Origin of the sequence: Trinickia sp. LjRoot230, from assembly GCF_964253315.1 — a bacterium.
Lineage (GTDB): Bacteria > Pseudomonadota > Gammaproteobacteria > Burkholderiales > Burkholderiaceae > Trinickia.
Genome location: NZ_CAXUQX020000001.1, coordinates 129,592 through 143,871, shown reverse-complemented (window position 1 = coordinate 143,871; position 14,280 = coordinate 129,592). Strand labels below are relative to the sequence as shown.

General features: G+C 60.9%; 16 protein-coding genes and 1 pseudogene. 8 read left to right on the top strand and 9 right to left on the bottom strand.

Annotated elements, in window-relative coordinates; all coding sequences use genetic code 11:
* Window positions 1-23: 23 nt before the first annotated feature.
* The 5 genes and pseudogenes from ACSQ20_RS00615 to flhD form a co-directional block, all read right to left on the bottom strand.
* On the bottom strand, window positions 24-404 hold the full coding sequence (locus tag ACSQ20_RS00615) for a response regulator (protein ID WP_436016487.1): 381 nt from the start codon (window positions 402-404) through the stop codon (window positions 24-26).
* Window positions 405-441: 37 nt separating this feature from the next.
* Complete coding sequence (gene motB, locus ACSQ20_RS00610; RefSeq protein ID WP_436016485.1) at window positions 442-1,440, bottom strand: flagellar motor protein MotB; 999 nt, start codon at window positions 1,438-1,440, stop codon at window positions 442-444.
* 19 nt (window positions 1,441-1,459) lie between these two features.
* Complete coding sequence (gene motA, locus ACSQ20_RS00605; protein ID WP_436016483.1) at window positions 1,460-2,320, bottom strand: flagellar motor stator protein MotA; 861 nt, start codon at window positions 2,318-2,320, stop codon at window positions 1,460-1,462.
* Between the two features lie 151 nt (window positions 2,321-2,471).
* Window positions 2,472-2,915 (bottom strand): annotated as a pseudogene (gene flhC, locus ACSQ20_RS00600) (flagellar transcriptional regulator FlhC); the annotation flags it as partial.
* Between the two features lie 70 nt (window positions 2,916-2,985).
* Complete coding sequence (gene flhD, locus ACSQ20_RS00595; RefSeq protein WP_436022806.1) at window positions 2,986-3,306, bottom strand: flagellar transcriptional regulator FlhD; 321 nt, start codon at window positions 3,304-3,306, stop codon at window positions 2,986-2,988.
* Between the two features lie 539 nt (window positions 3,307-3,845).
* On the opposite strand from flhD, the gene ACSQ20_RS00590 reads away from it, so the two are divergent.
* Complete coding sequence (locus ACSQ20_RS00590) at window positions 3,846-4,913, top strand: glycosyltransferase family 4 protein (RefSeq protein ID WP_436016481.1); 1,068 nt, start codon at window positions 3,846-3,848, stop codon at window positions 4,911-4,913.
* 97 nt (window positions 4,914-5,010) lie between these two features.
* Here ACSQ20_RS00590 and ACSQ20_RS00585 read toward each other — a convergent pair whose 3' ends face one another.
* The 3 genes from ACSQ20_RS00585 to ACSQ20_RS00575 form a co-directional block, all read right to left on the bottom strand.
* Entirely contained in the window at window positions 5,011-5,310 is a 300-nt protein-coding gene (locus ACSQ20_RS00585; protein ID WP_436022804.1) for an H-NS histone family protein, read from the bottom strand.
* 211 nt (window positions 5,311-5,521) lie between these two features.
* Window positions 5,522-6,343, bottom strand: coding sequence for a Cof-type HAD-IIB family hydrolase (locus ACSQ20_RS00580; RefSeq protein WP_436016479.1), 822 nt, complete (start codon window positions 6,341-6,343; stop codon window positions 5,522-5,524).
* Between the two features lie 64 nt (window positions 6,344-6,407).
* Window positions 6,408-7,304, bottom strand: coding sequence for a BadF/BadG/BcrA/BcrD ATPase family protein (locus tag ACSQ20_RS00575; RefSeq protein ID WP_436016477.1), 897 nt, complete (start codon window positions 7,302-7,304; stop codon window positions 6,408-6,410).
* Between the two features lie 309 nt (window positions 7,305-7,613).
* Between ACSQ20_RS00575 and ACSQ20_RS00570 the strand changes: the two genes are divergently transcribed.
* The 3 genes from ACSQ20_RS00570 to ACSQ20_RS00560 all read left to right on the top strand — a co-directional run bounded on the left by ACSQ20_RS00570 (window position 7,614) and on the right by ACSQ20_RS00560 (window position 9,385).
* Window positions 7,614-8,045 carry a DUF29 domain-containing protein gene (locus ACSQ20_RS00570; RefSeq protein ID WP_436016475.1) on the top strand — a complete coding sequence of 144 codons (432 nt, stop codon included), beginning with the start codon at window positions 7,614-7,616 and terminating at the stop codon, window positions 8,043-8,045.
* Between the two features lie 222 nt (window positions 8,046-8,267).
* Entirely contained in the window at window positions 8,268-8,900 is a 633-nt protein-coding gene (locus tag ACSQ20_RS00565; protein ID WP_436016473.1) for a DNA-3-methyladenine glycosylase I, read from the top strand.
* Window positions 8,901-8,956: 56 nt separating this feature from the next.
* Window positions 8,957-9,385 carry a hypothetical protein gene (locus ACSQ20_RS00560; protein ID WP_436016471.1) on the top strand — a complete coding sequence of 143 codons (429 nt, stop codon included), beginning with the start codon at window positions 8,957-8,959 and terminating at the stop codon, window positions 9,383-9,385.
* 96 nt (window positions 9,386-9,481) lie between these two features.
* Here the strand turns inward: ACSQ20_RS00560 and rpsU are convergent, their stop codons facing one another.
* A complete protein-coding gene (gene rpsU / locus ACSQ20_RS00555; protein WP_436016469.1) occupies window positions 9,482-9,694 on the bottom strand; it encodes a 30S ribosomal protein S21 in 213 nt (70 codons plus the stop codon).
* Between the two features lie 701 nt (window positions 9,695-10,395).
* On the opposite strand from rpsU, the gene ACSQ20_RS00550 reads away from it, so the two are divergent.
* The 4 genes from ACSQ20_RS00550 (at window position 10,396) to ACSQ20_RS00535 (ending at window position 14,269) form a co-directional block, all read left to right on the top strand.
* The gene (locus ACSQ20_RS00550; protein ID WP_436016467.1) at window positions 10,396-11,214 is read left to right on the top strand and encodes a flagellin domain-containing protein; all 819 of its coding nucleotides are present in this window, start codon (window positions 10,396-10,398) and stop codon (window positions 11,212-11,214) included.
* Window positions 11,215-11,425: 211 nt separating this feature from the next.
* Window positions 11,426-12,841, top strand: a complete 1,416-nt coding sequence (fliD, locus tag ACSQ20_RS00545) for a flagellar filament capping protein FliD (protein ID WP_436016465.1) — start codon at window positions 11,426-11,428, stop codon at window positions 12,839-12,841.
* Between the two features lie 42 nt (window positions 12,842-12,883).
* The gene (gene fliT, locus ACSQ20_RS00540; RefSeq protein ID WP_436016463.1) at window positions 12,884-13,183 is read left to right on the top strand and encodes a flagellar protein FliT; all 300 of its coding nucleotides are present in this window, start codon (window positions 12,884-12,886) and stop codon (window positions 13,181-13,183) included.
* Between the two features lie 225 nt (window positions 13,184-13,408).
* Complete coding sequence (locus ACSQ20_RS00535; protein WP_436016461.1) at window positions 13,409-14,269, top strand: hypothetical protein; 861 nt, start codon at window positions 13,409-13,411, stop codon at window positions 14,267-14,269.
* Window positions 14,270-14,280: the final 11 nt, after the last annotated feature.

The window sequence follows — 14,280 nt, the reverse complement described above, 5'->3', positions numbered from 1 at the left end:
GTATTCGTCTGCTCGTGGGTCCGTCATCGTTGCGCGCCCGACCCTTGCATTGCCGCGATCAGGTCCGTGAGCGTATCGAGGTCGAGCGGCTTCGCGATCCAACCTGTTGCGCCTGCCGCGCGGGCTGCGTCCTTGAAGGCGTCGCCGTCTTCGGTCGTCAGCACGAAGATAGGCGTTGCCTCGTAAGCCGGCTCGGCGCGCAGCGCCGCAATCACATCGAGACCGCTGCGTTTCGGCATGTACTGATCGGTCAGAATCAAATCGAACGATTGCGCGCGCGCGTTCGCCAGCCCCTCTTCACCGTCCACCGCAACGCTGACCCGGTAGCCCGCTGCACGCAGCGTCGCCGCCAGAATTTCGCGCATGGCGGCCGAATCGTCGATCGCCAAAATGTCCTTGATCATGAATGCCTCTTTGCGTCTCGTTGCGCTCACCGCGCGCTTATTGCTTACCCGCCGCGCCCGCTGTCGGTTCGGCGCCGGCTGCCGGCACACGCTGCACGAGTGATTTCACTCCCGCGGCATCGTCCGACAACGTCGTGGTCGTCGTATCGTCGCGCGTCATCGTCTCTTCCGATTTCCGGTTCAGCACGATCACGCTGATGCGCCGGTTCTCCGGATCAAGCGGATCGGCCTTGTTCAGGTTCTGCGTCGAAGCGAGCCCGAGCACGCGCAACACCTTGCGCTCGTCCATGCCGCCTGCGATCAACTCGCGGCGCGACGCGTTGGCCCGATCGGCCGACAATTCCCAGTTGCTGTAGCCATGGCCGTTGCCTGCATACGGCACGGCATCGGTGTGGCCTTGCACGACAATGCGGTTCGGCACGTCGTTGAGCGTCTGGCCGATGGCGCGCAGGATGTCGCGCATATACGGCTCGACCGCGTCGCTCGCCGTGGCGAACATCGGCCGTTTTTTCGTATCGACGATCTCGATGCGCAGCCCTTGCAGCGTCGAGTCGATGCGGATTTGCTGCCTGAACTGGCGCAACACCGGATTGGCCTCGATGGCCGCCATCAACTTCACCTGCAAATCATGCAAGCGCGCCTGCTCACGACGCTCCAGCGCACCCGTGAGCGCATCGAGCGCCTGATCGTCGGCTTTGGCCGTGCGCGAGGCCTTCTCGATCGTGCCATCGGGCCGGTGCGTGACACCCGCCATGTCCGTCGAGATATCGCGCCCGCCGCCCTTCAAAATGCTCGACGCGTCCGCGCTGCGATCGCCGCCGAACATCGCCGCCTTGAGCGGCTGACTGAAATACTCGGCGATGCCTTTCAGTTGAACCGGCGTCACGGCGCTCAGCAGCCACATCAGCAGAAAGAACGCCATCATCGCGGTCATGAAGTCCGCGTAGGCGAGCTTCCACGCACCGCCGTGGTGCCCCTTCTTTGCGGGCGCCACGCGCTTGACAACGATCGCCCTGTCTTTACCCTTGTTCGTCATCGCGCGATTTCCCTGCTGCTCACTTGGCCTTCACGCGGCGCACGTGCTCTTCGAGCTCGGTGAACGACGGCCGCTCGGTCGAAAACAGCACCTTGCGTCCGAACTCGACGGCAATCGCCGGTGCATAACCGTTCAAACTCGCAAGGATCGTCACCTTGATGCACTGAAACATCTTGGTCGATTCGGCCACACGCTGTTCCGCGAGGCTCGACAGCGGACCGATCAGCCCGTACGAAAGCAAGATGCCGAGGAACGTACCGACCAGCGCCTGCGCGATCATCGCGCCGAGCACCGCGGGCGGCTTGTCGGCCGAGGCCATCGTGTGCACGACACCCATCACCGCAGCGACGATGCCGAACGCGGGCATCGCGTCGCCCACGCGCATCAACGCATGAGCCGGGCCCTCGCCTTCGGCGTGGTGCGTCTCGATTTCCTCGTCCATCAGGCTTTCGATTTCGAACGCATTCATGTTGCCGCCCACCATGAGCCGCAGGTAGTCGGTCAAAAACTCGACAATGTGTTTATCGGCAAGGATCTTCGGGTATTGCGTGAAGATCGGGCTCTTGTCCGGGTCGTCGATATCGGCCTCGAGCGTGAGCGTGCCTTCCTTGCGCGCCTTCGCAAGCAAAACGTAAAGCAACGCCATCAGCTCCATATAGAGCTCTTTCGTGTATTTCGAGCTCTTGAACAACGTCGGCAGGATCCGGAACGTCGCCTTGATCGTCTTGAGCCCGTTACCAAGGATGAACGCACCGACCCCGGCGCCGACGATCATCAAGATCTCGACCGGCTGCACGAGCGCGCCCAGATGGCCGCCCGCGATTGCGTATCCGCCGAAGACGGACAGCACGGTCACGAGTGTTCCCAGGAAAATCAGCACTGCGGTCCTCACAATGGTCGGCGAACAGACCGCCGTTAGTCTGGTTTACGGCATGCAAATCAAAACTTTGAGGACAAACGCGTGGAGCGGGACGGTCGCGTAAACCACGAGGTCGGCGGAAGGTCACGCAGGCGGGCCGCCCGTTTCAAGCGGCCAGGCCGGCAAAATCGCTGTCGGCCAGCTTGCAGGCGGTCATCTGGAGCATGTTCGAGTCGAAAAAGCGCACGAGCGTCCAGGCGCACGTGAGGCTCAGGAGCGGCTCGTCGCCGTGCAATTGCGCGTGCTCGCGGTAAAGCCGGTAACTCTTGACGATGGCCTGAATGGCTTCGCAGTGGCCGTGCCGGACATGAATCGGTAAATATTGAAGAAAAGCGACGAATGGATATTCGGTTGCCAGGTCATGAACCAATCCGCCGAAAACGGCAGCATGCCCTTCGGCGGCGAAACGCCTTTCAATTCCTTATAAAGCTTGATGAGCCTGTCTCGCGACAGACTCGTCTCGGCTTCGAGCAATTGCAAACGCGCACCGAGTTTCGATGAGCTCGATCGCCAGTGTGATTTCCTTCACTTCGAGCACGACGCTCTTTGTTGCCATATCGGCCGTTTGCTCCGCCTGCTGAAGGCTTATTACTTATTACTTATTACTTACTGCTTGAAGTCGGGTCTTAGCCGACTGTCTCGGCCGGCTGGCTCGCCATCAGGATGGCCGAATGCGCGCGGGCGAGCGTGCCGGGCTTGTCCTTGTCGGCCAACGCCGAAAGCACCGTATGGTCGTCGAATCGAAAACGGCAAAGCAATTGATTCGACGCCGCCAGCTTCACCGTCTGCGCAAGCGACAAATTGGCGAGCACGTCGGCAAGCTGATCCCGGATGCCCATTCGGAACATGCCCATCGCACGGTCTTCGCGCAGCAGACGTTGAACCAATAACAGATACGAGAGGTTGATTTCCTTGATCTCACTGAGCATTTCGCTGGTGGCACTCATCATTCCCCCGGGTCGATCAAATGGTCAGTCTTCGGAAACGTTTGCTCGGCGAGACATAGCTTGCCCCGCACGCGCCGGCCGTTTTTTGGTCTTTGGCGAATTGTGTCGAAATGTAAAAAGAGTGGAAATCGGAAGAAGACCCGCAAGCGCTGTCGGAATTATCTATTAACCATGTAGGAATTTTTCCTACATGGCCGGGTCAACTATGCCGAGGGGTGGCGGGGCACGCAAAGTATCGGAGCGTGTGTGTCCGATAACAACTGTGCAAAGGCGTGGCAAAGGGGCGTGCCCATTATAGGTGAGCGTCGTCATCAAGGCGCAACAAGTGCCGGCTTGCATAATGCGCAAGGCGAGCTAATTACCGAATCTTTACCGAATCCGCATTTCGCGAGGTGGTTTGCTGTTTCGGCCTGTAACAAGGCTTAAAGGTTTGAAAATGCGCTAATAACAAGCGCGCCACCTCCCGATAATGGTACTCAACGAATTCATGCGGCGCGGCGAACTGTCGCGCCGCCGTTTATCAACAAGGAGGTTGACGCATGCGCATCGCCCAAATCGCGCCGCTTTACGAGGCCGTGCCCCCGAAGTTCTATGGCGGCACTGAGCGTGTCGTGTCGTATCTGACTGAAGCGCTCGTCGAGCTCGGACACGATGTCACGCTCTTCGCAAGCGGCGACTCGGTCACATCCGCGACACTCGAAGCGGCCTGGCCGCGGGCCTTGCGGCTCGACCCGTCGATCCGCGACCCGCTCGCGCCGCACATGTTGCTGCTCGAACAGGTGCGCCGCGTGGCATCCGATTTCGACGTCCTCCACTTCCACCTCGACTATCTGCCGTTCGCGCTGTTCGCGGGCGCCGAGGCGCCCTCCGTGACGACGCTACATGGCCGGCTCGATCTGCCCGAGTTGCAACCTGTTTTTGATACGTTCTCGGACTCGCGCGTGATTTCGATTTCAGAATCACAGCGCGCGCCGCTACCGCAAGCGAATTGGCTTGGCACCGTCTATCACGGGCTGCCTGAGCGGTTACTGACGCCGCAGCCGCATTGCGAGCCTGAATATCTGGCGTTTCTCGGACGGATTTGTCCGGAAAAACGCGTGGATACCGCCATTCGGATCGCCGCGATGAGCGGGTTGCCGCTCAAGATTGCCGCAAAGGTCGATAAAGTCGATCGCGATTATTTCAAGGCTGAGATCGAGCCGCTCCTGGATCACGCGAACGTCGAATTCATCGGCGAAATCGACGAGAAGCGCAAGCCGGAGTTTCTCTCACGCGCAAAAGCACTGCTTTTCCCGATTGACTGGTGTGAGCCCTTCGGGCTCGTCATGATCGAAGCGATGGCTTGCGGCACGCCCGTCATTGCATTTAACCGCGGCTCGGTTCCCGAAGTCATCGATCACGCCGTAACGGGCTATATCGTCGAAGACGTGCAAGGCGCGGTCGCAGCATTGCAGCGGCTTGATGAATTGTCGCGCGAGGAAATTCGCGCGCAGTTCGAGCGTCGCTTCACCGCTCAAGCAATGGCCCGCGAATATGTGAACAAGTACACGGCATTGATCGAAGAGCGCGCACGCCGGCCGGTGCTGCGCAGCGTTGCTGCGGGATAGCGTGGCATGAATAGGCTTGGGTGGCCTGCTTATACCTGTGTTCCCTGCTTGCCGGCGCCGCACGTCAGCCGTTGAATGCGGCGCCGGTTTCCCCGGTTTATTTTTCAATCAGAAAGCGATCCCGGTTTTTTCCCGCGATCCACCGCGGCGGCTTGCCGCGGCCGCTCCAGGTCGTCCCGGTTTTTGGATCTTGATATTTTGCCGGCAACGGCGCTTTCTTCGGCGGGCGGCCGCGACGTCGGGATTCAGCGAACCCGAGATCACTGGCCGAGAGCCCGAACTCGGTTATTTTTTGCCGAATTTCGGCAATTACGTTGGCGAGCTCCGCCCGTCGCGCTTCATCGGCCTGCGCCTGCAGTTTTTCGATTTGCGCCTTCAGTTCTGCATATTGGGACATCGTGGTCTCCCTCATTAAAACAAATGATTTGGTCCGAGACTAGACGGAACAAACACCGCTGGCAATGCTCAATTCGCCTAGGTCTACCCGGGAAACCATATGATAATTCGTAAATCGGCTTACACCGTCAGTAAAGCCACATTAAAAACTAAATAGTGCGAGGCGCGGAGTTCGGGAGGCGTAGTAATCGTGAATACCGAACGTGAAGCGCTCAGCAAGCAAGCTCGTCGGCTATGGAGAAAAGTTTTCGCAACTGGTGGGCCACACCGGCTTCAAAATTATTACCGATGCGGGGAACGTGGGGAAGTCGCGCAATCAGATCAGGATTGGCGTTACTCATCATGAACGGATGGCCGGCCGTTTCGAGCAAATCGATATCGTTCATGTTGTCGCCGAATGCCACGCACTTCGAGGCGTCGAAGCCAAGCTGTCCGAGAACGAATTGCAATGCACGCCCCTTCGAGACAGTCGATGTCATCACTTCCAGGCAATCGGGAAGTGAATACGTCACGTAAAGCGCACTACCGAATTCGCGTTCGAGATTGGCCGCGATCTGTTCGAGATCGGCAGGCGCGCCGATATAAAGCACCTTGGCGATATCGCTGCCGTCATGCCCGTGCAAATCGGCGACGTCGTAGCAAAAGCCCGAATCCCGATGCAAAGCAAGCAGATGCGGCGCATGCCGATCGATCAGCCAGGCATCGTTTGCAAACAGATTGACAATCACACGGCCGTGGGCGCCCGTGATCTCGGGCCGCACCAGCCTTCGCACCGTTTCGCACGGCAGGCTCTGCGCGTGGACCATTGTGTCGTCCGGCGCATGCACGCGTGCGCCATTCGACGTCACCAGATAAGGACGGATACCGAGCAGGTCCCGAATGCCGGCCACATCGCGGAAGTGCCGCCCGGTCGCTACGACGAAGTGAACACCCGCGCTGGCCAGCCGGCGCACCGTCGCGATGGTGAAGGGATCGAGCTGGTGCTCGCTATTGAGTAACGTGCCGTCGAGATCGGTGGCGATGACTTGATACATGGTTTAGCAAGCGAACGGCGGGCAGAACGGCCGATAAGAAAGAGGGAGCGGCAAGGCCGCCATTCTAGCGCTCCTTGGCACGCGCCATGGCCCGGGCCGCCAGAAGCAAGGCGCCATGCGCGGAATCGGCCATCGGTGGGACGAGCCTTACGCGGTGTGATGGCGGCACATAAGCCGCGAGCGGCTCAGCAAGGCCGCCGCATAGCGCGACCGGCAAACGTGCCGCCGGATCGAGCGCATCTATCAGACGGGCGATATCGGCCCCGGCCCGAGCGAGCAAGGCTGCGGCGACCGGATGCGCCGCGTGCGCGAGCACCACCGGGGCGAGGCTCGCATACGCCGTCTGGTTGGCCGCGCAACACCAGACGACGAGCCCGTCGCGATCTGCGGCGCCCATACGGGCAAGCAGTGCCGCGGCGAAAGCATCGAGTGGCGCCCGCCCGTCGAGCGCCTGCTGTGCATGCACGACAGCGCGCAGGCCGAGCCAGGCGCCGCTCGCCTCGTCACCGGATGGAAAGCCGTACCCCCCAGCGATACGGATGTTGCCGTCGCCGCCAAGCGCAGCCGCAATGCTGCCGGTGCCGAGCGCGACGATGACTCCGGGTGCGCCGCTATGCGCGCCGACGAGCGCCGTGCAGGCATCGCTTTCGACAGCCAGCACCGCCAGCTTCGGCGCGCTGGCGATGAAGGCCGCGAGCCATGCGGGATTGTTGACGCCGGCAAGCCCGCAGCCGAGCGCGCAATGCGACCAGTCGAACGTCTGCTGCGCGTTGTCGAACGCTTGCCGGACAGACGCCGTGATCGCCTCCCAGGCGCGGTCGACGCCAAGGCCGAGGCCCGATGCGCCGCCCGCGGCCTGCGCGAGTTCGGCGCCGTTTGCGTCGGCCAGCACCACCCGCGTACCCGTGCCGCCACCGTCCACGCCGATCAGAAACCGCACCGCGCCTTTTTGATCTGCCATATCGCCGCTACCCGCCATGTTGCCTTCACTTCCATTCGAACTTTCGAGTCAGTCAAGGGTATCCGCAATATCGTGCGACGCCAATTGGCCAAACGGCCAATCGATTTGTTCGTCGGAAACCAGGCGCTGAAGGATATCCATTCGGCCAGGTGTCTGGCGCGGCTCACGCGTGCCACATTGACGTCATCAGCGGTAGCCGACTTACTGGATGCGCGGATCCCGAGGCGCAGGCCGGAACTAGGAGGAACGAAGTGATCTATGGGAGTGGTTAAAATGGCGCCATGCGTGACTGAGCTTAGGGGCCGGGAAATGGGAACGAGCTACGAGGAAGACGTGGTGGCATGGGCCAACGAACAGGCCGCGTTGTTGCGCGCGGGCAAGTTCTCCGCGCTGGACATCGAACACATCGCCGAGGAAATCGAGGACGTGGGTAAGAGCGAACAACGCGAGTTAGCGAGTCGCATGGCACTGTTGCTGGCATACCTGCTCAAGTGGCAATGCCAGCCGGAGCGTCGTGGCGCGAGCTGGCAGCGCACGATCAAAGAGCAGCGGCGAGCCTTAGTGGAACACATCGAAGAGACGCCGAGCCTGAAGCGCTCATTGACCGATGAGCATTGGATGCGTAAGACCTGGGCCGACGCCGTGGCCAAAGCTGTCGAAGAAACGGACCTCACCACATTTCCCGAAGCCTGTCCGTGGCCGATGGAGCAAGCGACGAATCCCGAGTTCCTGCCGGCGTGAACGCCGAGCTAATCAGGCAGTCTTGAATATGCACGCCAGCCTTCGGGCTGGCTTTTTCACGGCCGTCGCGGGCGTCGTGCGAGATGATCTCCTTCTTGGCCGATCGATGCGCCGCATCAACCCTGGCCAAACGGACGACTTGCCCGTCGCAACCGTTGCGCTATGCTTCATCCCCGAGCGAAACACATCGCGCGTTTTCAGCGAACCAAGACGGGGCCACGCATGGCAGAGCGCTGCAACTGGGTACGAACACCGGCAGACGAGCATTACCACGACACCGAATGGGGCGTACCGTCATACGACGACCGCCATTTGTTCGAAATGCTGTTGCTGGAGGGCGCGCAAGCGGGCCTCTCGTGGTCGACCATTCTCAATAAGCGCGAAGGTTATCGTCGCGCCTTCGCCGATTTCGACGTGCAAGCCGTAGCACGCTTCACGCCGGAACAAATCGAAGCGCTCGTAAGCGATGCGAGCATCGTGCGCAACCGAGCCAAGATTGAAGCGGCCATCGTCAATGCGCGCGCCGTACTCGCGATTCGCGCCGAGCACGGCTCCCTGGCCAATTTCGTCTGGTCGTTCGTCGACGGCAAGCCCATTCAAAACAATTGGGCCACTTATAAACAGCATGCGCCGGCCTCGACACCGGTGTCCGATGCGCTCAGCAAAGCACTCAAGGGCTACGGCTGCAAATTCGTCGGCTCGACCATCTGCTATGCGTTCATGCAGGCGGTCGGCATGGTCAACGATCACCAGACCGACTGCGCATGGCGCGCGTCATGTGCCGCACTCGCCGAAGGGGGTGGTCCATCGCGGCCCTCAAAATCCTCTCCAGTGCCGCCGACTTCCAGCCGTTAACTCGGCTAAGACGTACAACGAACGATCCGCCCGCGTCGCTCGGGCGGCACAAGACGATGAAAAACCTGCACTTCCTGACGCACCAAGACCTGTTCGATCACGCTGTCGAGCACCTCTTCAATCAAGGCCGGGCGGCCTTGCTGCCGAGAGGCGGTGGCGCCTATCGCGGTTACCGCGGCGGCTGCCCGGTAGGCAGCCTGGTGAGCCCGCGCGACTATATGACAGCAATGGAAGGGGTGCCCGTGCGTTATATCGGTCACCTGCCCAACACCGCGCCGGCCTATATGGATGCAGGCATCGCCGCGCTCAAACGGGCGCTGCTGCGCTCGCGCGTCAACATCTTCGACCCGGTCGCAATCAACCTGCTGAGCTGTCTGCAGAACGTTCACGACGCGTTCGGTGTATGGGAATGGCACGAGCGGCTGACGTCTATTGCACGCCAGTTCGACCTGTCCACAGCACGGCTCGAAAAACACGCCGCATAAATGCAAATAGCGGTGAGGCTTCTTTCGAAGCACACCGCCATTTGCTCAAGCATGTAGGGTACGTCGTCGTGCTGCCCGTCGGGCGCCGCGCGTTCCTTAGTGGAGCTTTTTCGGCAACGTTTGGCTACGCAGGCGCTTGTGCAGGCGCTTGACCGCGGCAGCCTTCTTGCGCTTGCGCTCAGCCGTCGGCTTTTCGTAGCACTGACGCTCGCGCAACTCGGCAATCAGGCCGTTCTTTTCGATCGCGCGACGAAAGCGGCGAATCGCCACTTCGAACGGCTCGTTTTCCTTCAGAACAATCGTCGTCATGTAATTTCCAAGGTTACAGTCAAGTGCGTGGCGGCAGGGCGCACGCGCGATTGCCACCGGGCAGGTCGCCTGGCGGGCCGCATCGGGCCCAGCTGCGAAACGACTGCGGAGGCCGGAAAAGAGAGAGTGGCGAATTCACCGGACTCACCACTGAATTCGCCGCGAGTCCGCCGCAAATCCACCATGAGTCCACCACGAGTCCACCAAATACGCCGGCCGGCAACAAACACAATCCGACTCAATCCTGAAACGAGGACGACAGCGATCTCAATTCGACCCGGGATAATAACAGAAAAATTCTGCCGCGGCCATTTCTCCAAACTTTGACAACGCGCGCTCGAATACGGCCACGCGCCGCGTGTGCGGCTCGAAATCGGCTCCCAGTTCGCCCCAAGCCCCTTCCTCCAAATCTGCTGCCAGGTCGCCCTGCCCCATCTAGCAGTGCCGTACTCGGACCCTACCCCCTAATGCCGCGCAAACGTTTACCGAAAAACGCACACGCAGGAGAGCCCCGCCCCGTCGGCCTTTGCGCCCATGCATCGACTATTCGTCGGTGAATTTGCCATCCCTTCCCTAAAGTTTTTTCCCCGCTTCGCCGTCATCCAGGACAGGCGGGCAGCGCCATTCGCGAAAGCGCGACGCCGAACCCCGAACCCCGAACCACCCTAGTCCCTGGACCGTTTTCCAAACGAGGAAGCAAAATGCTGAACATCAACACCAACATCCTGTCGCTGACGACGCAGTCGAACCTGTCGGGTTCGCAAAGCGCCCTGTCGCAAGCGATCAACCGCCTCTCGTCGGGCAAGCGCATCAACACGGCTGCGGACGACGCCGCCGGCCTCGCGATCGCCACGACCCAAACGGCGTCGATCAACGCGCTGAACCAAGGCGTGATGAATGCCAACAACGGCATCTCGATGGTGCAAACCGCTTCGGGCGCGATCTCCGCTACCGTCGCCAACTTGCAACGTATCCGCCAGCTCGCCGTTGAATCGGGCGACGGCTCGCTCGGCTCGGCCGCGCAAGCGAACCTGCAAACGGAAGTTTCCACCCGTCTGACGGAAATCAACCGCGTCGAATCGCAAACGTCGTTCAACGGCCAAAACGTGCTGAGCGGTCTGGGCAGCGTGAACTTCCAGGTCGGCGCGAGCGCCAACCAAACGATCACGGCGAACTTCGGCACGACGTCATGGACGACGACGGGTCTGGCCGTGTCGGGCGTCGACATCTCCTCGACCTCGGGCGCACAAAACGCGATCACGGCGATCGACGCAGCGCTGGCTCAAGTGAACAACTTCCAAGCAACGCTCGGCGCAACGCAGAACACGTTCCAAGCGGCTATCACGAACACGCAAACGCAATCGACGAACCTGTCGGCTGCCAAGTCGCAGATCGAAGACGCCGACTTCGCGCAAGAAACGGCCAACCTGTCGAAGGCGCAAGTGCTGCAGCAAGCCGGTATCTCGGTGCTCGCGCAAGCGAACTCGCTGCCGCAGCAAGTGCTCAAGCTCCTCCAGTAATACCAGCGGAGCAACATCGCATGGCGCGCCGGCAACACGGCTCGCCATGCACTCGAAAGCCGCCCAACGCGTAGCGCTACGCGTTCGGCGGCTTCGGCCAAACCACTCGGCCATTGCGTAAGCGGGAGCAATGCCTCCCGCTTACGCAATGGTAGAGAACCTGCATCACGAGCCTGCACCCCGTTTCCCGCGGTAACGCACGGAGCCTGACATGAGTACCACCGCCACAAGCACGACCGCTCTGCTGCAGCAAGCGGCGCAATCTATCCTGAGCGGCGCAACCAAATCGTCGCTCGACGTGAATTCACTCGTGACGGCGCTCGTCAATGCCAAGACCGCGGCCCAAGCCTCGACGATCGCCAATCAGCAAGCGAGCGACAACACCACGCTGTCTGCGATCGGCCAGATGAAGTCGTCGCTGACCGCCTTGCAAAATTCGATCTCCGGGCTCTCCGACGGCAGCATCTTCACGCAGCTCGCCGCCACGATGAGCGGCACCGGCATCACGGCGACAACCTCGACGGGCGCCGCCGCCGGCTCCTACGCGATCAGCGTGCAGCAGCTCGCCACGTCGAATCAAATTTCGTCCACCGCGTACGCCGCGAACGCGACGCTCGGCACCGGTAACCTGACGATCGGCGTCGGCACCGGCTCGATGACGATTGCATTGAGTTCATCGAACAACACGCTCGCCGGCGTTGCGGCCGCGATCAACGGCGCGACGGACAACCCTGGCGTGTCGGCAACGGTCGTCACGGCGGCGGACGGGCAGCATCTCGTGCTGAGCTCGACGGCGACGGGCGCGGCCAATACGGTGACGGTCTCGGGCGCAGCCGGCGTCGACGCCGGCATGGCAACGGCCAGCTTCACGCAAGTGACGGCCGCGCAGGACGCCAAGCTCACGATCAGCGGCAACAGCGTCACCAGTCCGAGCAACAATGTCACCAGCGCGATCACGGGTGTCACGCTGAGTCTCAGCTCGAGCGCTGTCGGCACGACGCAAACGCTGGCGGTCGCCTCCAATACGTCGGCGATCACGACGGCCGTGCAGAACTTTGCCAACGCCTACAACGGTTGGATCGCCACCGAAAAATCGCTGTCTTCGTACAATTCGAGCGCATCATCCGGTTCACAAGCGGGGCCGCTGTTGGGCGATGCGATGCTGAACTCGGCGGTCAACGGCATCGCCTCGATCATGGCCAGCGGTGTGAGCGTCGGCGGCACGACGTACAGCTTGGCGCAAATCGGCATGAACCTGAACAACGACGGCACGGTCACTTTCAGTTCATCGACACTGGCCTCGACGCTCGCTTCGACACCGACGATGGTATCGAACGTATTCAACAGCACCAACGGCATCGGGCAGCAACTGACTTCGTTCATTACGTCGTACACGACATCGACGGTCGGCCAGATCGATCAGCGCAGCGCGTCGATCAATTCGGACCTCACGAACATTCAACAGCAAACGACGTCGTTGCTGGCCTACCAGGCAACACTGACGTCGCAGTACAACGCGCAATTCACCGCGTTGAACAACTTGATGACGACGATGCAAAACAATACGTCGTATCTGAACCAATTGTTCGGCGGCAACGGCAGCGCCGGTACGCTCAACGCCAAGTAAAACGCAGCGCCGGCGCGGCCGGCTGAATAAAGGATGCAAGCCATGTCATCAGAATCGCTCTCGCGCGCCTACGAACTGACGCGCACGCTCGTGGCCGCCGTTGAAGCGGGCGACTGGCAGTTCGCGTCGGACCTCGCCGATGAACGTTCGCCGCTCATCATGGCGCTCGAGGCGACGCAAACGGACGAGGCGCTCGCCACAATCCGCGCGATCCAGGCCATGGACGCGACGATCACGCTACAAGCGCGCGACATACACGAAGCAATGGCCAACGAATTCAATCACGCCAACCAAAAGATTTCGGCCGCGAGCTTCTATCAGTCGACCGGCCAACTTCGCTGAACCGAATAACGAAGAACAACCGCACGCAACTGGTGCGGCAGCATGACTCTCGAGCCGCGGCAACGCGGCTTTTTTATTGCCGCCTGCTCCTGCGCCCGCAGCTCGTCATGGACGCAAACTGAGCGCGAATTCACCCTCTCTTCATCGAATGGGAATCGGGCGGCGGCAGTCATACTGCTTTTGCGCTAAATTGCCAACGTTACCTTCTATCGAACGAAATACGTCATGCACGCACCGTCGACGCCACCTCACGGCACACGGCCCATCGAAATTCGCCAGATCTTCTACTCGGAACAAACGCGGCTGCAACTCGATCGCGGCTTCATCGCGCTCGACAATTGCGGCGAGCGGCCCGATTGGCGCGAATATTGGCCGATCCGCCGGTTTTTGCTGTCGCATACGCTCGACGAAAACACGCGCTACGGGTTCTTTTCGCCGAAGTTCGGCAGCAAGACGACACTCGACTCGGCCACTGTTCATGCGTTTATCGCTCGCGCGCCGGCCGAGGCCGATGTCATAGCGTTTTCGCCATTCTTCGACCAGGGCGCAGTTCACCTGAACGTGTTCGAGCAGGCCGCCACGAACCATCCCGGCATTTGGCCGACCTTCGAGCAACTCACGCAACTGATTGCACCGAGCATCAATCCGCGCACCGTGCCGATGGATTCGCGCCATAGCATCTTCTGCAATTATTTTGTGGCGACACCTGCGTTCTGGCGTCAATGGCTCGGCGTGTGCGAGCGGCTCTTCGCCATCGCCGAAGACGGCACGAGCGTGCTCGGCCAGCAGTTGAATGCGCCGGTTGCGTATGGGCCGGGCGCATTGTCGTCGAAGGTGTTCGTCATCGAGCGGATGGCCGCGCTCGTGTTGGCTGCCGAGCCGCGCTGGCGCACCCATCACTTCGATCCGCTCCGACTGCCGATGTCAGGGTCCATCGTAAGTGGCTATCCAGCGGATCTGCTGGTGCTCGATGCGCTGAAAACCGCGGCGATCGAAACCAGACGCGGTCATTATCTCGAGTTGTTCGCTCAGCTTCGCGCGACCCTCATGCAAAACGCGCGCAACGCCGCCGCTGCGCGCGCCTGACGAACGACGCT